15 protein-coding genes are annotated in these 15416 nt (G+C 66.5%); 6 read left to right on the plus strand and 9 right to left on the minus strand.

Annotated features, from left to right (window positions below):
* Positions 1 to 35: 35 nt before the first annotated feature.
* Positions 36 to 239, plus strand: a complete 204-nt coding sequence (locus ACRAKI_RS22470; protein ID WP_447002479.1) for a hypothetical protein — start codon at positions 36 to 38, stop codon at positions 237 to 239.
* A gap of 181 nt (positions 240 to 420) precedes the next feature.
* On the opposite strand, the gene ACRAKI_RS22475 is transcribed toward ACRAKI_RS22470, so the two are convergent.
* Positions 421 to 1029 carry a GIY-YIG nuclease family protein gene (locus tag ACRAKI_RS22475; RefSeq protein ID WP_447002480.1) on the minus strand — a complete coding sequence of 203 codons (609 nt, stop codon included), beginning with the start codon at positions 1027 to 1029 and terminating at the stop codon, positions 421 to 423.
* An 837-nt stretch (positions 1030 to 1866) separates the two neighbouring features.
* On the opposite strand from ACRAKI_RS22475, the gene ACRAKI_RS22480 reads away from it, so the two are divergent.
* The 4 genes from ACRAKI_RS22480 to ACRAKI_RS22495 all read left to right on the plus strand — a co-directional run bounded on the left by ACRAKI_RS22480 (position 1867) and on the right by ACRAKI_RS22495 (position 4721).
* Entirely contained in the window at positions 1867 to 2190 is a 324-nt protein-coding gene (locus tag ACRAKI_RS22480) for a hypothetical protein (protein ID WP_447002481.1), read from the plus strand.
* A 556-nt stretch (positions 2191 to 2746) separates the two neighbouring features.
* Positions 2747 to 3016: a hypothetical protein gene (locus ACRAKI_RS22485; protein ID WP_447002482.1), complete on the plus strand. Its 270-nt coding sequence runs from the start codon at positions 2747 to 2749 to the stop codon at positions 3014 to 3016.
* 464 nt (positions 3017 to 3480) lie between these two features.
* Positions 3481 to 4314, plus strand: a complete 834-nt coding sequence (locus ACRAKI_RS22490) for a hypothetical protein (protein ID WP_447002483.1) — start codon at positions 3481 to 3483, stop codon at positions 4312 to 4314.
* Positions 4315 to 4409: 95 nt separating this feature from the next.
* Positions 4410 to 4721 (plus strand): hypothetical protein, encoded by a 312-nt coding sequence (locus tag ACRAKI_RS22495; protein WP_447002484.1) that lies wholly within the window; start codon positions 4410 to 4412, stop codon positions 4719 to 4721.
* Between the two features lie 470 nt (positions 4722 to 5191).
* Here ACRAKI_RS22495 and ACRAKI_RS22500 read toward each other — a convergent pair whose 3' ends face one another.
* Positions 5192 to 5689 carry a DUF6933 domain-containing protein gene (locus ACRAKI_RS22500; protein WP_447002485.1) on the minus strand — a complete coding sequence of 166 codons (498 nt, stop codon included), beginning with the start codon at positions 5687 to 5689 and terminating at the stop codon, positions 5192 to 5194.
* Between the two features lie 304 nt (positions 5690 to 5993).
* Between ACRAKI_RS22500 and ACRAKI_RS22505 the strand changes: the two genes are divergently transcribed.
* Entirely contained in the window at positions 5994 to 7151 is a 1158-nt protein-coding gene (locus ACRAKI_RS22505) for an IS30 family transposase (RefSeq protein ID WP_447008483.1), read from the plus strand.
* A gap of 334 nt (positions 7152 to 7485) precedes the next feature.
* Here the strand turns inward: ACRAKI_RS22505 and cas6e are convergent, their stop codons facing one another.
* From cas6e to cas3, 7 genes are read right to left on the minus strand one after another with little or no spacing between them, the layout of a single operon-like run.
* Positions 7486 to 8154: a type I-E CRISPR-associated protein Cas6/Cse3/CasE gene (gene cas6e / locus ACRAKI_RS22510; protein WP_447002486.1), complete on the minus strand. Its 669-nt coding sequence runs from the start codon at positions 8152 to 8154 to the stop codon at positions 7486 to 7488.
* Complete coding sequence (gene cas5e / locus ACRAKI_RS22515; RefSeq protein WP_447002487.1) at positions 8145 to 8867, minus strand: type I-E CRISPR-associated protein Cas5/CasD; 723 nt, start codon at positions 8865 to 8867, stop codon at positions 8145 to 8147. The genes cas6e and cas5e overlap by 10 nt, the downstream gene beginning before the upstream one ends.
* 5 nt (positions 8868 to 8872) lie before the next feature.
* Positions 8873 to 10033 (minus strand): type I-E CRISPR-associated protein Cas7/Cse4/CasC, encoded by a 1161-nt coding sequence (cas7e, locus tag ACRAKI_RS22520; RefSeq protein ID WP_447002488.1) that lies wholly within the window; start codon positions 10031 to 10033, stop codon positions 8873 to 8875.
* 19 nt (positions 10034 to 10052) lie between these two features.
* Positions 10053 to 10652, minus strand: a complete 600-nt coding sequence (casB, locus tag ACRAKI_RS22525; protein ID WP_447002489.1) for a type I-E CRISPR-associated protein Cse2/CasB — start codon at positions 10650 to 10652, stop codon at positions 10053 to 10055.
* The gene (casA, locus tag ACRAKI_RS22530) at positions 10649 to 12253 is read right to left on the minus strand and encodes a type I-E CRISPR-associated protein Cse1/CasA (protein ID WP_447002490.1); all 1605 of its coding nucleotides are present in this window, start codon (positions 12251 to 12253) and stop codon (positions 10649 to 10651) included. The genes casB and casA overlap by 4 nt, the downstream gene beginning before the upstream one ends.
* Entirely contained in the window at positions 12250 to 12624 is a 375-nt protein-coding gene (locus ACRAKI_RS22535) for a hypothetical protein (RefSeq protein WP_447002491.1), read from the minus strand. Before ACRAKI_RS22535 ends, casA begins: the two co-directional genes overlap by 4 nt.
* The gene (gene cas3 / locus ACRAKI_RS22540) at positions 12621 to 15044 is read right to left on the minus strand and encodes a CRISPR-associated helicase Cas3' (protein ID WP_447002492.1); all 2424 of its coding nucleotides are present in this window, start codon (positions 15042 to 15044) and stop codon (positions 12621 to 12623) included. Before cas3 ends, ACRAKI_RS22535 begins: the two co-directional genes overlap by 4 nt.
* Positions 15045 to 15416 lie beyond the last annotated feature (372 nt).

Genomic DNA, 15416 nt, shown 5'->3' on the forward strand with positions numbered 1-15416 from the left:
GAGGAGGCCGAGCCGGCTGGCGTCGTGGGCGCAGTGTGGCGGTGCTGATCCTGTCGGCGCGCCACGGCCTGCTCGATCTGGACACGCGCGTGGAGCCCTACGACCAGAGGATGAGCGAGCGGGACGCAGCCCGGGAGGCGGTCGTGGCCGATCAGTCGTCACCGTCGGCCGAGGCTGGTGGCATCGACATCCACGCCTTCCTCGTCCGCCCCTGCCTCGCCATACCCGGCCGCCCATGAGTTGCTCGAACGACGCGGCCACCGCGTTCACGACCACTACCTGGGCACCCCCGGGGCATCGGCTACCAACGACAGGTCCTGGCCATGCTCCGCTCGACCTGCGGCACCCGCGACCCTCACGCGTCCGTGGCGCCACCCCGTCCCGGACGAACAGCCGCCTCAGACTCCGGTCGGTGACCGGTCAGGAGGTGACGGGTAGGGCGCGTGCCCGTTTCTTGTGCTCGGTGCGTAGCGCGCGTAGTGACACACAGTAGGGACTGTGGACGTTGTCGGCGATGTTCAGCGGAAGAACTTCGCGTTTGATGAGCTCGTGTTCCAGCTTCCACGGTTCGTCGTCGAGGACGAACGCCACACGGGCGTGAGCACCCATCCACTCGCTGAGCTTGGCCTCCCCCGCCTTGGTGAAGGTCAGTCGCGTGCCGCTGCCGACCCGGCGCAATTCGATGCCCAACCGTTCGGCCAGGTGGCACCCGAGGGTCAATCGCAGGGTGGATCCATAGGCGTTACCGCCGAAGTGGTAGCCGACCCGCTGGCGCAGATGCTGCCTGCTCGGCCGCGCACCGTTCACCGGAGGCGCCTTCGGCGCGATCCCGACATACAACAACGTCCCGAATCCGCCGACCCGGCACCTCTCGGTCGGCACACCCGGCGGCACCTCGTCGAAGTACCAGGCGTAGACCCCTGATCGCGCGGGCATCAACGAGGTCCCCGACATCGCCTCCTGACGCGCATACACCCGCTCCGGACTCAGCAACCCTTCCGCCAACTCCAAGTAGACGTCCTCGTCCACAGCGCCTCTCCCTCCCTTTGCCGCCGACATCCGGTACCCCGACCGACGGTGTACCACACGGGCACGACTTCACCACCCATGATCGATTCCCGGATCACGCACGACTCGACACCATCACCGTGCAAAGGTCTCCGATGCACTCAGTCCTGCAGGACCCCAGCGCGGTATCCGCAGGCTCATGAGCTTTCCCCGTCTGAACACCGGTGCGGCCGACAAGGGCGTGAGATTGTGGCTGCGCAGGCACAGCTTGGCCCCGCAACGGCCAGCCCGCCGTGCCTACGAGCAGCAACCGGCTCGACGAGGAGTATCCGGCGATCGAGAGCTGGACGAAGGCCGAAGGCGCCGTCATCGCGCGAGCGGGGGTGGTCTGCTGTCAAACGCCACCGGCTCCCAGTTCCACTCGGTCTTCCACGCTCGAGCGGGGTGGTCCGGAGGCCGGTGGTGGCGAGCACGAACCCGCTGGGTCTTCCCCGCGCGAGCGGGGGTGCTCCCGGCCTCGCCCCACAGGTCGACCCGCTTCCCGAGTCTTCCCCTGCGAGCAGGAGTGGTTCGGAAGAGTTCTGGCGGCGTCGTGCGTCGCTGATGTCTTCCCTGCGCGAGCAAGAGTCGTATCCAAGTAACCGCTCGTGTTGCCCTGGCTCGACCAGGCTGGCTCACCGCAGTCAGAGTCGACTTGGGCCACCTGTCCGGAACGGACGTCCCTCGGCGAGCAGCCGAGGGACGGAAGATCACGATGCTTTCCGCGTTGAACAGGGTGCCGCTGAGTGGGTCTCGTCAGGGTGTTGCCAGCCGGGTGTCTCGATGGGGTGACGGGCCCCGTTTGGGAGTATTGTGGCCATGCGATCGTTGGGAAGCCTTGCCGCCTTCGCCGACCTCGACGGTCGTGCCTCGCTCCGTGAGCTGGTGATCGACCAACTCGCCGCGCACGCCGCGGACTACAACTTGGGTGCCGTCACCACCGCCTACAGGGCCTCGATCAACGCGCGCTTGGCCGTCACCGTGAACTCCGACGCCGAGCTGCTGATCAATGAGGACGACGAGGTTGTAATCGACGGCTGGGTCGACGGCGATCTACGGGAGCTCGTGGACGACGCGCTGTTTGCCGTCGACCTTCGGATACTGGCTGAATCCCACCGCCGTCCGCGTGCGGACGGGACGTGAAGCTTAGGTTGACCGGCACGAGCAGCTACATGTCACCGCTGCGTTGTGCCCACACCGGGCCGCTGCACAGACCGGCGCAGGTTTCCGCAGCCGAAGGGATCGCCGACCACCCCACCTGACTTCATGAAGCTGCTCAGGAACCTCCACCACGTCGACTGCCGCCCCGTTCGTAGCAGTCATTGAGGTGAGCGGCCCGGCTCGGACACTGAGAGGTGTCCGCAGGTATTCGCGCTGACCGCATGATTGCGCGCTCAGCGCGCCTCGGTCACCTGTCGAGCGGCCTTGCCCACGCGTCGACCTCGGGCATCGTGATCATGGAGCGCCTCATCCTGCCCGGCCTGCTCACCGACCACCATGCCGCACCCTCGTCACCGCACTCGTCGACCGCCTCCTCACCGGCCAACCCGACCAACCAGCCACCCCCTTCCATGTCGACTCCTGACACGGTTGAGCGAAATCGGACTTTCGACTGTCGAACTCCCGGTCCTCGGGGCGAGCTCCACGATGTCTCGGCCAAGCCGGAAGGGAAATTCATTCAGTCAACACTGTATCTATAATGATGGTTGATCATTTGTCCGCTCGCCAAAGGGCTGCAAGCTCGTCAGCAAAGTGCCTCGGCGAGCTGCACCAGTTCAACAGCCTGCTGGGCAAGAACTTCATCACCAAGTACGACGCCAAGCAGGGGATCATCGTGCTCGGCCGGGTGGTCCCGTTCGGCATCAGTGTGGCGATCGGCGGCGACGCCAACGCCCTGGCCACCTGGCGCGCGTTCAGCCCGGCACCCCTGTCGTGGGCCGATACATACCCGGAGCCTCGCCGGGAGTAGTCCTGGGGATCATGCTGGAGCCCGCACCGGAGTCAAGCCCGAATCAAGGCCGCAGACCGGCTGAGCCCTCGCCCGGACCGGCAGGCTCCTGCCACCAGCAACCACTCCGCCTGCCCCCCGCCAACCAGCGTGGAATCCACCAAATTCAGTCGAGAGGAACACAAAGCAGCACAAGAAGACAAGGCCACCATTCTACAACCCGCCGCACAGGTACAACTTATGTTAGACAGCATTATCCTTGCAGTTCGGAGCACTTTCAGTGCGTTTCGGCGCTCTGACGCCGATCCTCCCGTAAAGCAGTGGGCCAATCCGGCGCGCCACAGTGCGCGGATCGTGGATCACAGGACTCGGATGCCCGACGGTTGCCAGACTTTCTGGCGCACAAGCCACAATCTGGCATCGGCAGGGTCGCGATCCCACAAGTGTGGCGAGTACTGCATCCCGTCCCGTCTAGCATCGCCGAAATGACCGCCGACCCGACCGCACTGCATGGCGACCAGGAGTCGCTGTTCGCGGCGATTCCGCCCGACGGTGCCACGATCAGCAATCCAACTCTGCAACGACGACTGGGCTGGGACGGCACCCGCTACTTCCGAGCTCGCGACACCCTGGTCGACGCAGGACTCATCGTTCGCGGACGGGGCCGCGGCGGTGTCGTGCGCCGGGTCGTCACCGACGACACCGTCGAGGAACGCACCATCGCCGTAGTCGTCGACACCGCCGCCGACCTGCAGACGACCGCCGCCACGGTCGAAGCCGTCATCAAGAAGGAACTCGCACTCTACGAACCCATGCGGCACGTCATCGCCACTGCCTGGGCCCAAGACCACCGGCGCGACCCCCTCGCCGTGGAGATCACGGCCCTTCAGGGACGCCGTGCCACCGGCGGCGTGTGGTCTCGCCCCGACATCGTCAGCGTCGAAGTCCGTACCTTCGCCTACGTCCCCGGCAAGTATCTCGAAGTCGCCACTTTCGAAGTCAAAGCCGCCAACGCCATCAACGTCCAAGCCGTCTACGAAGCCCTCGCCCACCGCCGCTCCGCCACCCATTCCTACGTCCTGCTCCACGTCCCCGCAGACCACGCCAGCCACCTCGAAGACGCGGTCGCCGATGTCGCCGAAGCAGCCCGAGCCCACGGCATCGGCGTCATCACCGCTGCGGACCCGAACAACTACGACACCTGGGAAGACCGCGAAGAAGCACGCCGCGTCGAGCCCGACCCCGAACGCCTCAACACCTTCGTCGCCACCCAACTCAACTCCAGCACCCGCGACCTCATCTCCCGTCGCCTCCGTTGACCAGGGGGACTGTTTCGAGATCGGCTCTGGCGCACTTCCGGTGGTGGTGCGGCGGGTCCCCGGCAGAGACAGGTCAGGGGGTGCCCTGATCGTTTGTGACTGAGATGGCGATGCTGGTCAGTGCGGTGTTCTCGGGGTTTTCGGCGCTGTCGATCGAGGATGTCGAGGGCGCGAGCGGTGTGATCGCGGTGCGAGGAACGACCACTCACCACCGTCGCGGGCGATGGCTTCCCCACGAGTCCACAGCGAACGGCTTGGCCGAGCGATTCGCCGGCCACGTCGGACACGACCACGCCGTCACCCAGGTCCTGGGCATCGACTACCGCTCCGGACGCGTCTACGTCCTCACCATGGAGCCGTCAGGCGGAGGTCGGTTCAAGATTCGAACCATCGTGCAGAGGGCCTGACCAAACCGATGCGGAAAGGGGCGGTCCGGTGACCGCGGCCACCGCTCCGGTCGAGACCGAGCCTTCTCCACGCAAGCAGGGGTGGTCCCAGGACCATTCGCTCGTTACGGCGCAGGAGCGTGTCTTTCCCGCGCGAGCGGGGTGGTCCGGCGCTCCGGCTGGCGAAGTGCCAGACGGTGCCGTCCTCCCGCGGTAGCGGGGTGGTCCGCCGCATCGGTGGTGCGAGGAGCGCCGCGCGGAGGTCTTCCCCTCGCAAGCGGGAGTGGTCCGGTGTGCTGGCTGCGCGACGCTGCGCTTGTCAGTGGCCAGTTCGATCTCCCCACTGACGGCCACTTAGTTTAGCGGCGAGGTATCCGGCCGTGTCATCACTACGCTCGGTGAGCTTGCCTGCTATCGGCCGACCCATCGTCGGCGAAGTGGGCCGTGTGCTCCATGGAGTACAGATGGGCCTGCCTGTCTCGTGCCCGGTGTCAGATCATCATCGCCTGCAACGTGGCGGCGAGTTCACGGTCTGGACTGACGTTTCTGCCATATAGCGGGCTGCAGGGGGTCGCGGCGAGCCGGACTCCGAGCGCGACGAGGTCCACGGAGGGATCGTCGTCGTGGTGGATCTCCGCGAGGCGGGCGAAGTCGGTCATGACGCCCACAACCCTGCGGTTAACGGTGACACCGAACTGAGCGGTCTGCATGTGTCGACGTTCCTGGTCGACGATCGCGGAAGGCGCGTCGAGGATGGTCAGCACTGTGCCGATCTGCTCGGCGAGCCTGCCGGTCAGAGTCGCCGCGGGTGCCGAAGGCAGCAGCACGGGAAGCAACGTCTCCTCGTTGACCAACAACACGACCCGCGGCCGCCAGAACAGGGCCGTGGCATACCAGGGGCCCAGCAACGTCGTGCCATGATCATCATCGGGCGCGGTGGGCGGACCCACCAGACGCAGCAGCTTCCTGGTCGCACGCACAATCAACACCCGACCATCCTGCCTCGATCACGTCCGCAGCACACCACCACATCAACGTTCGAGGCCGCCGCAGGTCACAAGAGTTCAGCTCGACGCGGCTCGTCCGCCGCGGCACGAACCGGTCCGACATGACGAACGTGCCGCAGGGGCGCTCCTGTTACCGACCGCGAGCGGGAACTGCAACCGGCCACCACAACTGGCCCTCCTCGGGGGATCTTCGTTGGCTGTGTCAACGGCGCTCGAATATTGACCCCCGGTGGTCGCGCGGGTTCTAGTGCTTGTCGCAACACACCTGATCATGAGGGGCGTGTTGATGGCGAGGCGCGGGCGCAAGCGCAGGCTCGATCTCGAGTCGGAGTACTGGTTGCTGTTGGCCGCCGGTGTGGGCACCGTCGAGGCGTGCAGACAACTCGGGATCGGTCGCAAGACCGGCTATCGGTGGCGGGCGGAGAACGGTGGACTGCCGCCGGTACAGCTGCCGGAACCAGCCCGGTCGAACAGGTACCTGTCGTTGACGGAGCGGCAGCGGATCGCCACGTTGCACCGGGAGGGTCTGGGCGTTCGGGCGATCGCCACGATGATCGGTCGCGCGCCGTCGACGGTCAGTCGAGAGCTGCGCCGCAACACCCTCGCCCATGACCGCTGCTACGACGGCGACCTGGCGCACGCTCGGGCTCGGCAGAGGACGCGGCGACCACGGCGATCCCGGTTGATCGACGATGCGTTGTTGCGTGCGGAGGTGCAGACCAGGCTTGAGTTGGAGTGGAGCCCTGAGCAGATCGCGGCCCATCTGCGGACCGCGTTTCCCGATCGGCCGAGCTGGCATGTGTGCCACGAGACCATCTACCAGGCGCTATACCACGGTGGCAAAGGCGGCCTGAGTCGGCACCTCACCCGACGGCTGCGCACCGGCCGGCCGTTGCGCAAGCGCCGTCGTCGCGCCGACCAGCGTCGCACCAGATTCATCGCGCCGGCGGTACTGATCGACCAACGGCCCACCGCCGCACTGAACCGGACGCGGTACGGCGACTGGGAAGGAGACCTCATCGTTGGCGCGGCGGGCCGCTCGGCGATCGGCACCCTGGTCGACCGCGCCAGCCGCTACCTCCTACTGGTACACCTCCCTACCGACCGCACCGCGGAGGCGATCCGTGACGCACTCATCGCGGTGCTCGGCCGATTGCCCGAGCCGCTGCGACTGACACTGACCTGGGACCAGGGCTCGGAGATGGCCTGCCACGACCAGATCGCGCCGCTCCTACAGGAAGGGGTGTTCTTCGCCCACCCGGGAAGCCCTTGGCAGCGCGGCACGAACGAGAACACGAACGGGTTGCTGCGTCAGTACTTTCCGAAACGCACCGACCTCTCGGTCCACACACCGGCCGACCTCCAAGCCGTCCAGGACCGCCTCAACAGCCGCCCACGCAAGACCCTCGGCTGGCGCACACCCGCAGACGTCCTGGCATCATGATCCAACAACGTTGCGATGATCACTCGAATCCGCCCTAGAACCCGCGCGTCGCCAGGGGGTCAGTTTTCACGCGTCGTCGACAGGCTGCTGACAGGCAGCGCTCCGTACGGTGGTAGGCCCAGTCGGCTCACCATGACGGGCATCGTCCGCTTTCTGATATCCGAAACCGAAACGAACCGAATAAAAAGCATGTCTCGACCTGTAAAGTTGCTGGCCAGGAAGTATCTTCCCGCGCGAGCGGGGGTGGTCCGCCGGGGCACCGGAGCGGGCGGGAGAGGCGTACGTCTCCCCGCGCGAGCGGGGGTGGTCCACCGACACAGAGAACTTGTCGGGATTAGTGGTTCCGTGGTGGGGCGAGCGTGAGAAGGCCGCATCCGTAGGCCTTGGCACGCCCAACGCCGGTGACCACGGCGTGGGTAAAGGCTTTGGTGTCGGTGACGATGAGGTGGCCGTCGTAGCGGACGGCATCGACGGTGATGGTGCCGCTGTCACCCTTACGTCCGGTCATTCTGGGGAAGGGTGAGGGATTGACGTCGGGGTGGCCGTCGCGGGCGGTGGGGATGACGAAGCCGTGTTGTTCGCCTTTGCGGATCAGCCAGGTGGTCTGGTCTTCGGGGGTGCGATGGGCCACACGCCTTGAGCGGCCTTGGAGTTGGGGTGGACGGCTGTCCTGGGTGGGGTTGCCGAGCATGCGGAAGGCAAGTTTGCGGCCGGGTGCGATGGCATCGAGGACAGGTTGCAGGGGACGGACTTCGGCCGGTCCGACGAGGTAGTCCGTGGGGAGTTTCACCCAGTTTGGTTCGGTGTGGCTTTGGACGTAGGCGGTGTAGCCGATGTGGGTGGAATCCAGACGCCATAGGACGCCGTGGGCTTGGCGTGCGGGGATGTCGCCGTCGGTGTCGGGATAGCCGGACATGACGGTGCGGTGCAGGTCATGGATATTGGCGAAGTCGCGGCGGAACTCGCGGGACCTGACGTTGACAGGCAGCTTGGTCAGGTACACGGGTTGTCGTCTCCTGCGGCGGTGATCATGGCGTCGGTGAGTTGCACGGGTCGAGTCAGGACGGTGCGGGTGCTGTAGCGACGGTTGCCTTCGGTGAAGCTGAGGGGGTGGTCGTGGCGGACTTCGGCCTTGTCGGTGGTCGGCGCGCAGTCGAGGACGGCGCGCAGACCGATCCGGTCCTTCTTGCCGAGTTCGCCCGCGCGCATCCGAGGTGACGGCTCGAGCCAGTGGTGGTCGTCGACGACCTCGGCCGCAGAGCGTTCGGACAGGCCGACCTTGGTGACCAGTGGTCGGGCGGGCACGAAGGCGCGGCGGCCGAAGAACAGCGGCCACTTGGGGTTGTTCACGGCGTCGTGGAGGCGTTGCAGCAGCGGTGGTTCACCTTCCAGAACGACGAGGAACAGTGCGTCGGCCAGGTAGTAGCGTTCGCTGACCACGGTGCGGTGCCCGGTTCCTTGGGTTGTGGGGACGTTCTGGGTGGTGTGGTAGTCGCGCTCGAGGATGCCTTCGCGGTCTACTCGCACGGCCAGCTGGAGGGCGGCGAGTTGGGCGATGGTGTCGTCGTCTTCGCGGGGGACACCGAGGGCGGAGGCGAGGAGGCCGACGACACCGGACTTGGTGGGTTCGGTGGTGGTGTCGCGGATGACGCCTCGGGATCGGATGCCCCATGACTGCATCGGTGCGTCGAAGCACAGGGCCAGTGACCTGGGCACGGTGGTCACGCCTTCGCGGCTGCGAGCAGGTTGTCGGTGAACGCGCCGATGTTGGTGACCGTGTCGGCGGGGTCCAGGTGTGGCAGGTCGCCGCTGACGGAGGCGGCTGCGATTGCCCGGATCTGGTGGCTGCCGTAGAAGTCGCGCAGGCCGGTGAAGTGCTTGGTGAGCCGTTCGGTGGACCCGGCCATGAGGTCGGCGTCGGTGACGGGTTTGAGGAAGGCATTGGCGAGGTTCCAGGCGCCGGCGTCACGGACGACACCGAGGAGGGTGTCGGGCAGGGTGCGGGCGGCCATGGAGTTCTGCTTGCCGCTGGGCACGGCGTGGATGAACGAGTTCAGCCAGGCGCGCATCGCGCGGTTGGCGAGGTCGGTGTCGCCGCCGAGGTTGCGCACCAGCTGGCCGGTGTCGACGTTGGCGTAGCGGTAGTAGCAGGCGGAGTTGAAGTCGACGGTGCCGATCATGTCCGCGCCGGACTCGCCGTCGGGCTTCAGGTCGTCGACCGCGGTGTAGAAGTCGAACTCGTTGAGCACGGCATGCGTGGACAGGGCGTGGGCAACCTGGGAGGCTGCGTCGACGTTGAAGTCCTTGTTGTCGGCGATCATCCGCCCGAACAGTGCGACGTCAGCTGCCCGGCCGCCGTCGAGGATCCGCTTGGCTTCCACCGCGGTGGCCTTGTCGGGCTTCGCCTTGACGGGTTTCGCGGGCTTGTCGGCCCCGCCATCTTTCTCTTGGTCCTTCTTCGCTGCCTTCGCCGTGTGGCTGGCGGCCAGGACGTCCCAGTTGTCCTCGCAGTACTGCGCGAGCCGGTCGACTGCGTCACGGCCGACGAACAGCAGGTACTGGGTGAGGCCCTTGCTGGGGTCCACGGCGAAGCCGAGCTGTTCCAGGGCTGCGGCGACCACGCCGCGGGTCAGTGCGTTGTCCCGGTCGGGTCGTGCGAGCACCTCGGCGGTGTTCTCGACCAAACGCTTGGTCCGCACCCCGGTCTCGGAGGTGTCCAGGCCGTAGTCGTTGAACAGCAGACGGGCGGCTCGCTTGAGCGACTGGCTGGAGATCCGGCCGCGGGTGCAACCGCCGAAGGTGGCGGTCTTGGGCTGGCCGACGTCGTCGCGGTTGAGGTTGCTGACCGGGAAGGACTGGAGCAGGTGCAACTCGATGATCACGAAGGTCTCCGGGAGGTGGTCATTCGTCGGTGTCGGACGGCTCGTCGGCCGAGGTCCGCTTGTCTTGTGGGGTGTTCGTCGTCGGTGGTCGGTGGAACTCGCCAGCCCAGCGCAGGCGCACGCGGTGCGCTTGGGCCTGGTCGTCGTCGCCGAGCAGCACGACCAGGTCGTCGAGGAGTTGGTCGAAGTCGACGCGGATGTCGTGGGACGACAGCAGTCGCACGGTCTGGCGCAGGTTGTGCGGCAGCAAATCACGGTCTCGTGCGAGCAGTTGGGTGAAGCGTCGGGTCACGGCGGGTCCGCGGGCCGCTTCGAGTTCTCCCATGGAGGCGCCCAGCGAGCGGCGGCGAGCGCCCTTGGCACGTCTGCGTTGGGGATGCAGGGCGAACAGACCGGCGACGAGCAGCCACGTGTCCTGCTCGTCGTGCGGTGGGTCGTGGGGGAAGACGTACTCATAGGCGTCGGCCTGTTGCCGGGAGCCGGAGAAGATCCGTCGCAGCCGGGCCAGTGCCTGCCTGGCTTCACCGGCCCGTTTCGGGTTGTCCGACGAGGCCCAATAGTGCAGTCCGTGGAGGTAGTCGACGAACGTGCGGCGCCGCTCCGTGAGGGTGTCGGTCACGCGATCCGTCCTTTCGTGGTATAGCTGCGCGCCTCGCGGCGGAAGTTGTCCACCAGCGCGTTGAGCCGGGCCTGGAACGCTCGCAGGTGCTTGCCCATGAGGAACACGTCACGGGTGTCCGCCGGTGCCCGCTCGGCCCAACGTTCCGCGGCCTGCTTGGCGATCCGATACACCTCGCGCGTCCACTTCTCGACCGCGTCGGACTCCGGCTCGCTGGCGTCGTGGGCTCGTGCGACTTCACGCAGGAACGTGGCGAAGCGCCGGGGTAGCTGGGGCCAGTACGCCACGTCCAGGGTGGACGTGGGGTCGGCGCGTTTGTCCTTGTTGTAGTCGCGCTCCATGTGCCGCAATGCCGCTCCGGCGTTGTCGGCCAGCGCGATCGCGCTGCCGATCAACGCTCCCAGCGATATGTCCCGAGCGCGCAGCAAGGGAACCGGCGCGGGGACCTGTTCTTCCAGGTATGCCTCGACCACGGAGGCGTTTTTATCCAACTTCTGCCCGAAGATTCGCAGCGTGTAGACGGCGTCGCTTGGGATGTGCCCGTCTCCGGCGAGCGCGGCGATGTGCTCCAGGGCCCGTGGCCGAATCCTCGTGCGGCCCTCCTGCCGGAGGTCGATCATGAGCAGTTCGACGCTGTGCCGCCACACACCGCGCAGCGGGTTCAGCCGGATTGGCAGCAGCGGCGCGTCCTTCTTCGGTTTGCCGTTGGGGCCGAGTGGGCGCCGGAAGGCCGCCATATTCTCTTCTTCCGACAGATCGCCCTTGAACCGCACACCGGGGGTGAGGACCACACCGTCCACCACGACGGTGTCGCCATTCACCGTGGGGAACAGCAGGATCCGCCGGGATGGCCAGGTCAGCAGGTCGGTCCACCCCCGTGCCCTCCGTTCGCCCGGTGTCCCCTCGGGTGGGTCCTGCTCCTCCCACGCAGGCATGTCCCGGCTGGTCGTCATGTACGGGGTCTGGTAGTCGGGCGCGTAGGGCAAGGCGTTGAGGAGCAGGGTTTCCTTGAGGTCGCGTCCCTCGACGAGGACCACGCCCAGCAGGTTGCAGGGGGCCCTTTCGGAGGACTTCACTTTCTCGAACGGGGTCTTCATGCCGCCAGGATCGAATGCCTGGACGGTGACGAGCCACCGCGCCGCCTGTGCCGGGCTGAGCACGGTCCGGTCTCCGGCGGTCGTGTGGTCGAACAACGTGACGTTGTTGCCGACTGCCAGGTGCGGCACCAGCTTCGCCACCGTCGACGGCGTGATGCGGGCCAGCGCCGGACTTTGCAGGAACGGCCGTTCGGGGTGGAAGAGATCGAAGCGGTCAGACTGATCCGCCACGTAGTCGCTCAGCTTCTCGGACGGCAGTTGCTTGGCCGACCACAGGTCGGCCCAGGCGTCTTCGTCGACCGGTCCGTAGGTGCGGTGCAGCAACGCCAGCACCAGCCGGTACAGCGCCGCGGTCATCGGCGGTGTGTCACCGACGATCCGTCGAATTCCGCGGGCGTCGAACAGCAGCTGGGCCAGGCCGACTTCACGGCGCTGCGCGTCCGCCCCGATCACCGGGATCCACGGCTCGGTCAGCAGGTTGAACGATGCGGGCGGGGCGATCACTGGTAACCATCGACGTACACGCCGTACTCCGGTCGGTAGCGGATGAGATGGCCGGCGACCAGACACTGGCCGTCGTGGAACACGAGCGCGCGGTGCTGACGCAACCAGGGGGTGCTCGCGAACAGGTCAGGGACCGGTGCCGCCAGCAGTTCGGATACGACCTCAGGCGGCACACCGTCCGGCGCCGACAGGACCGTGCTCGACTCCAACAAGGCGTCCAGCATGGCCAGGTCGCTGGTGGTCGAGGTCAGGTCGGTCACCTCTCCCCCACGCACCGGTCTGACGGAATCGCTCCTGTCGTCACCCGACGCGGGATGCAGTAGAACCACGTCCACCGTCGTGTCGGGGAACTCATCGTCGTAGTCGGTCACTTGGTACCGCGTCCGATCCGGGTTCGGTTGGCCGATTTGGGTTGTGCCGACAGCTTCTCCAACCGCACCGAGCCGATCGGCATCGGCAGGTACATCGTCTGCGCCTCACGCTCGTACTTCTCGATCAACGTCTTGTGCGCGGCACGTGCCTTGTCCCACGCCGCCTCCCACCCGGCAGGGCAGGTGACCACCTCGTCTGCGCCGTAGACCGCGTCGATCAAGCCCGGCACTTCGTCAGGACAGCAGATCGTGGGCTTGCCCTTGAGTAACGCCCACGTCCGCATCAACACGTAGGGCGAGTAGACGCCGCCCAGGTAACGCGGGAACGTCGGCCCTTCCGGGGTATCGGTCACCCCGGTGATGCCCAGGACCATCTCGCCTCGAGCCGCACTGCGATCGTGCCGGTGTTCACGGCCCGCACGCTGGATCAGCAGGTCGACCGGAGCCAGGTCGGTGAGCATCACGTCGAAGTCCAGGTCGAGGCTCTGCTCAAGAACCTGTGTGCCCACCACGATCGCGTGCGGCCTGGTTCCGCCCGGGCCGAACGACTCCCGCAGCCAGCTCTCGGTCCGACGACGCTCGGCGTGGGACACCTGCCCATGCAGGAGGACTATCTCGGGACGCCCGGCGGCGGGCAGCGCGGCGACCCGGGCCTGAAGCTCCTCGAAAGTCCTCTTCGCGCGCCCGACCAGGTTGTGCACCACCGCCGCACACCCCTTGGTCCCCACCTTCCCCAGCAGCCAGTCGACGACCTCGGCCTCCTCGATGGGCTTGTCAAGGTGGACGCGGCGGCCCTTGTTGAGGTCCGAGACCTCCGCGCCCTCCACCACCGGCTCGTCGGCGCCCACGACCGTCACCCGCGGATAGACGGACGACGGCGGCAACGGCGGCGTCTCGCGCGGCAGGAGCCCCAGCAGGCCGGCCTGCCACGCGGCAGCGAGTTCCTCACGACGACGGGTCGGCAACGTCGCCGACAACAGCACCACCGAGACACCCAACCGCCCGAACCACATCAGCAACCGGTCCAGCAGCGACGACAGGTAGGTGTCGTAGGCGTGGATCTCGTCGAAGACCACCACCTTGTTGGACAACGCGGCCAACCGCACGAACATGTGGCCGGAGCGGATCACCGCCTTCGCGGCCTGGTCGACCGTGCCCACACCGAGGTTGGCCAGCAGGCTCTTCTTGCGGGTGAACCATTCCCGTGCCGCGACGTCGGAGTCCTCCGGGTGATCACGGCCGACATCGGAGGGTTCGACGGTCCGTTCCTCCAGGTAAGCACGGGCATCGGAATGGATCAGTCGCACTGTGGTCCGATCCTTCAGACCTTTGAGCAACGTCTCCACCTCGACGAGCACCTGATTACTCGTCGCCTTCGTCGGCATCGCCAGATACATCCCCGCCAGCCCCAGATCGCGCACCAAGGTCGCGCCTACCTGCATCGCGACCTTGGTCTTCCCCTCTCCCGGCGGAGCTTCGACGATGACCATCGTCGGTGATCGTCGGTCCACGGTCAGCCGCTCGGCCAACCGCTGTACCGGACGGGCCTTCTCCACCTTCGGGTACAGCGAGGAGAACCCAGTGTCGTGAGGCGGCACCCACGGCCGCAGACCCGCCCTGTCCACAGCCTTCGCCGCAGAGACCTTCGCGCTGTCCACGTATACTTCGAGATCGAACTGCTCCTCTGGCGACTCGAAGTTCGCCCCGTCGGACGCGATCCAGTCACTGATCGTCGTCACCGCGGCGAGACCGACCGCAGCACCCGCGTCGAAACGCACCTCACCCCACGGGAGCGACCGCGGATCCGGCAAACCAAGCAGGCAGGCCACTGCCACCACGAGGTCGTCTCGCCACGCTGCCCACGTCGCCTCACCGTGGTTGTTCTTCTCGCTCTCCGCCTGCGCGATCTCCCCCGCACTCGGGAAATAACCATGGTGACCACCCAAGGCGACCGCAATCTCGCGCGCCACCCGGCGATCCGCTCCCCACGACTCCACCATGCCGACCACGTGCATCGCCGTGACCAGGCCGTGCGGCGTGTCGAACCGCGCGACGCCGAGGCGCTTCACGTAGTCCACATCAAGAGCCGCAGTCGAGCCCAACCTTTTCGACGCCAACTCGGCGTGCAGACCTTGGAACCCAGGTGAATATTTACCCAGATCATGAATCCCGCACAGCAACGCGATCCACCCGTCCGCATCACCCAACGGACCGAAGGCGTCCCGCAGCTCATCGAGGCAACGCGGACTGACCAGCAACGGAAGCACAAGCTCCGCGACGACGGCAGTGTCCACTACGTGGCAGACCAGAGGGTGTGGCAACTTCCTGCCCGATGCCTTCCCCCACGCACCCGTCACGGGAGGAAAATCGTCAACCACACACACCTCTCGACCATCGACCCCACTCAAACGAGGCGCCATATAAGCACAGACGCTCGCCGCATTCCAATTCCAGCATGACGGAGCCACGCATAACGGCCGAGATTTCACCCGAATGCCGGAAGAACACAGAAACTGAACTTCAGTGCAGTTCAAATCATCGGACGTGCACCACAGCCAGCGCCGTCCCCCAGTCCGCAAGAATGCGGCAACACCGAGCAGAACCTCGCCCCGCCTTCCCCAGACCTCGCCGACCGAGCCAAGCGGTACTCGCGATGCCAACGCCGTACAGTCGACGGATCCGGTCGAACCCGCTGATGTCTTCCCCGCACAAGCGGGGTGTTCCCAACCGGCTGATCCGGGCGAACAGTGATTCGGCGTCTTCCTCGCGCAAGCGGGGGTGTTCCCAGCGGA

Source organism: Saccharothrix isguenensis, from assembly GCF_052936305.1.

Coding starts and splice junctions, on each gene's coding strand:
- ACRAKI_RS22485 (WP_447002482.1), top strand. CDS start 2,747: ATGATGGTTGATCATTTGTCCGCTCGCCAAAGGGCTGCAAGCTCGTCA.
- ACRAKI_RS22480 (WP_447002481.1), top strand. CDS start 1,867: ATGCGATCGTTGGGAAGCCTTGCCGCCTTCGCCGACCTCGACGGTCGT.
- ACRAKI_RS22490 (WP_447002483.1), top strand. CDS start 3,481: ATGACCGCCGACCCGACCGCACTGCATGGCGACCAGGAGTCGCTGTTC.
- cas3 (WP_447002492.1), bottom strand. CDS start 15,044: ATGGCGCCTCGTTTGAGTGGGGTCGATGGTCGAGAGGTGTGTGTGGTT.
- ACRAKI_RS22505 (WP_447008483.1), top strand. CDS start 5,994: ATGGCGAGGCGCGGGCGCAAGCGCAGGCTCGATCTCGAGTCGGAGTAC.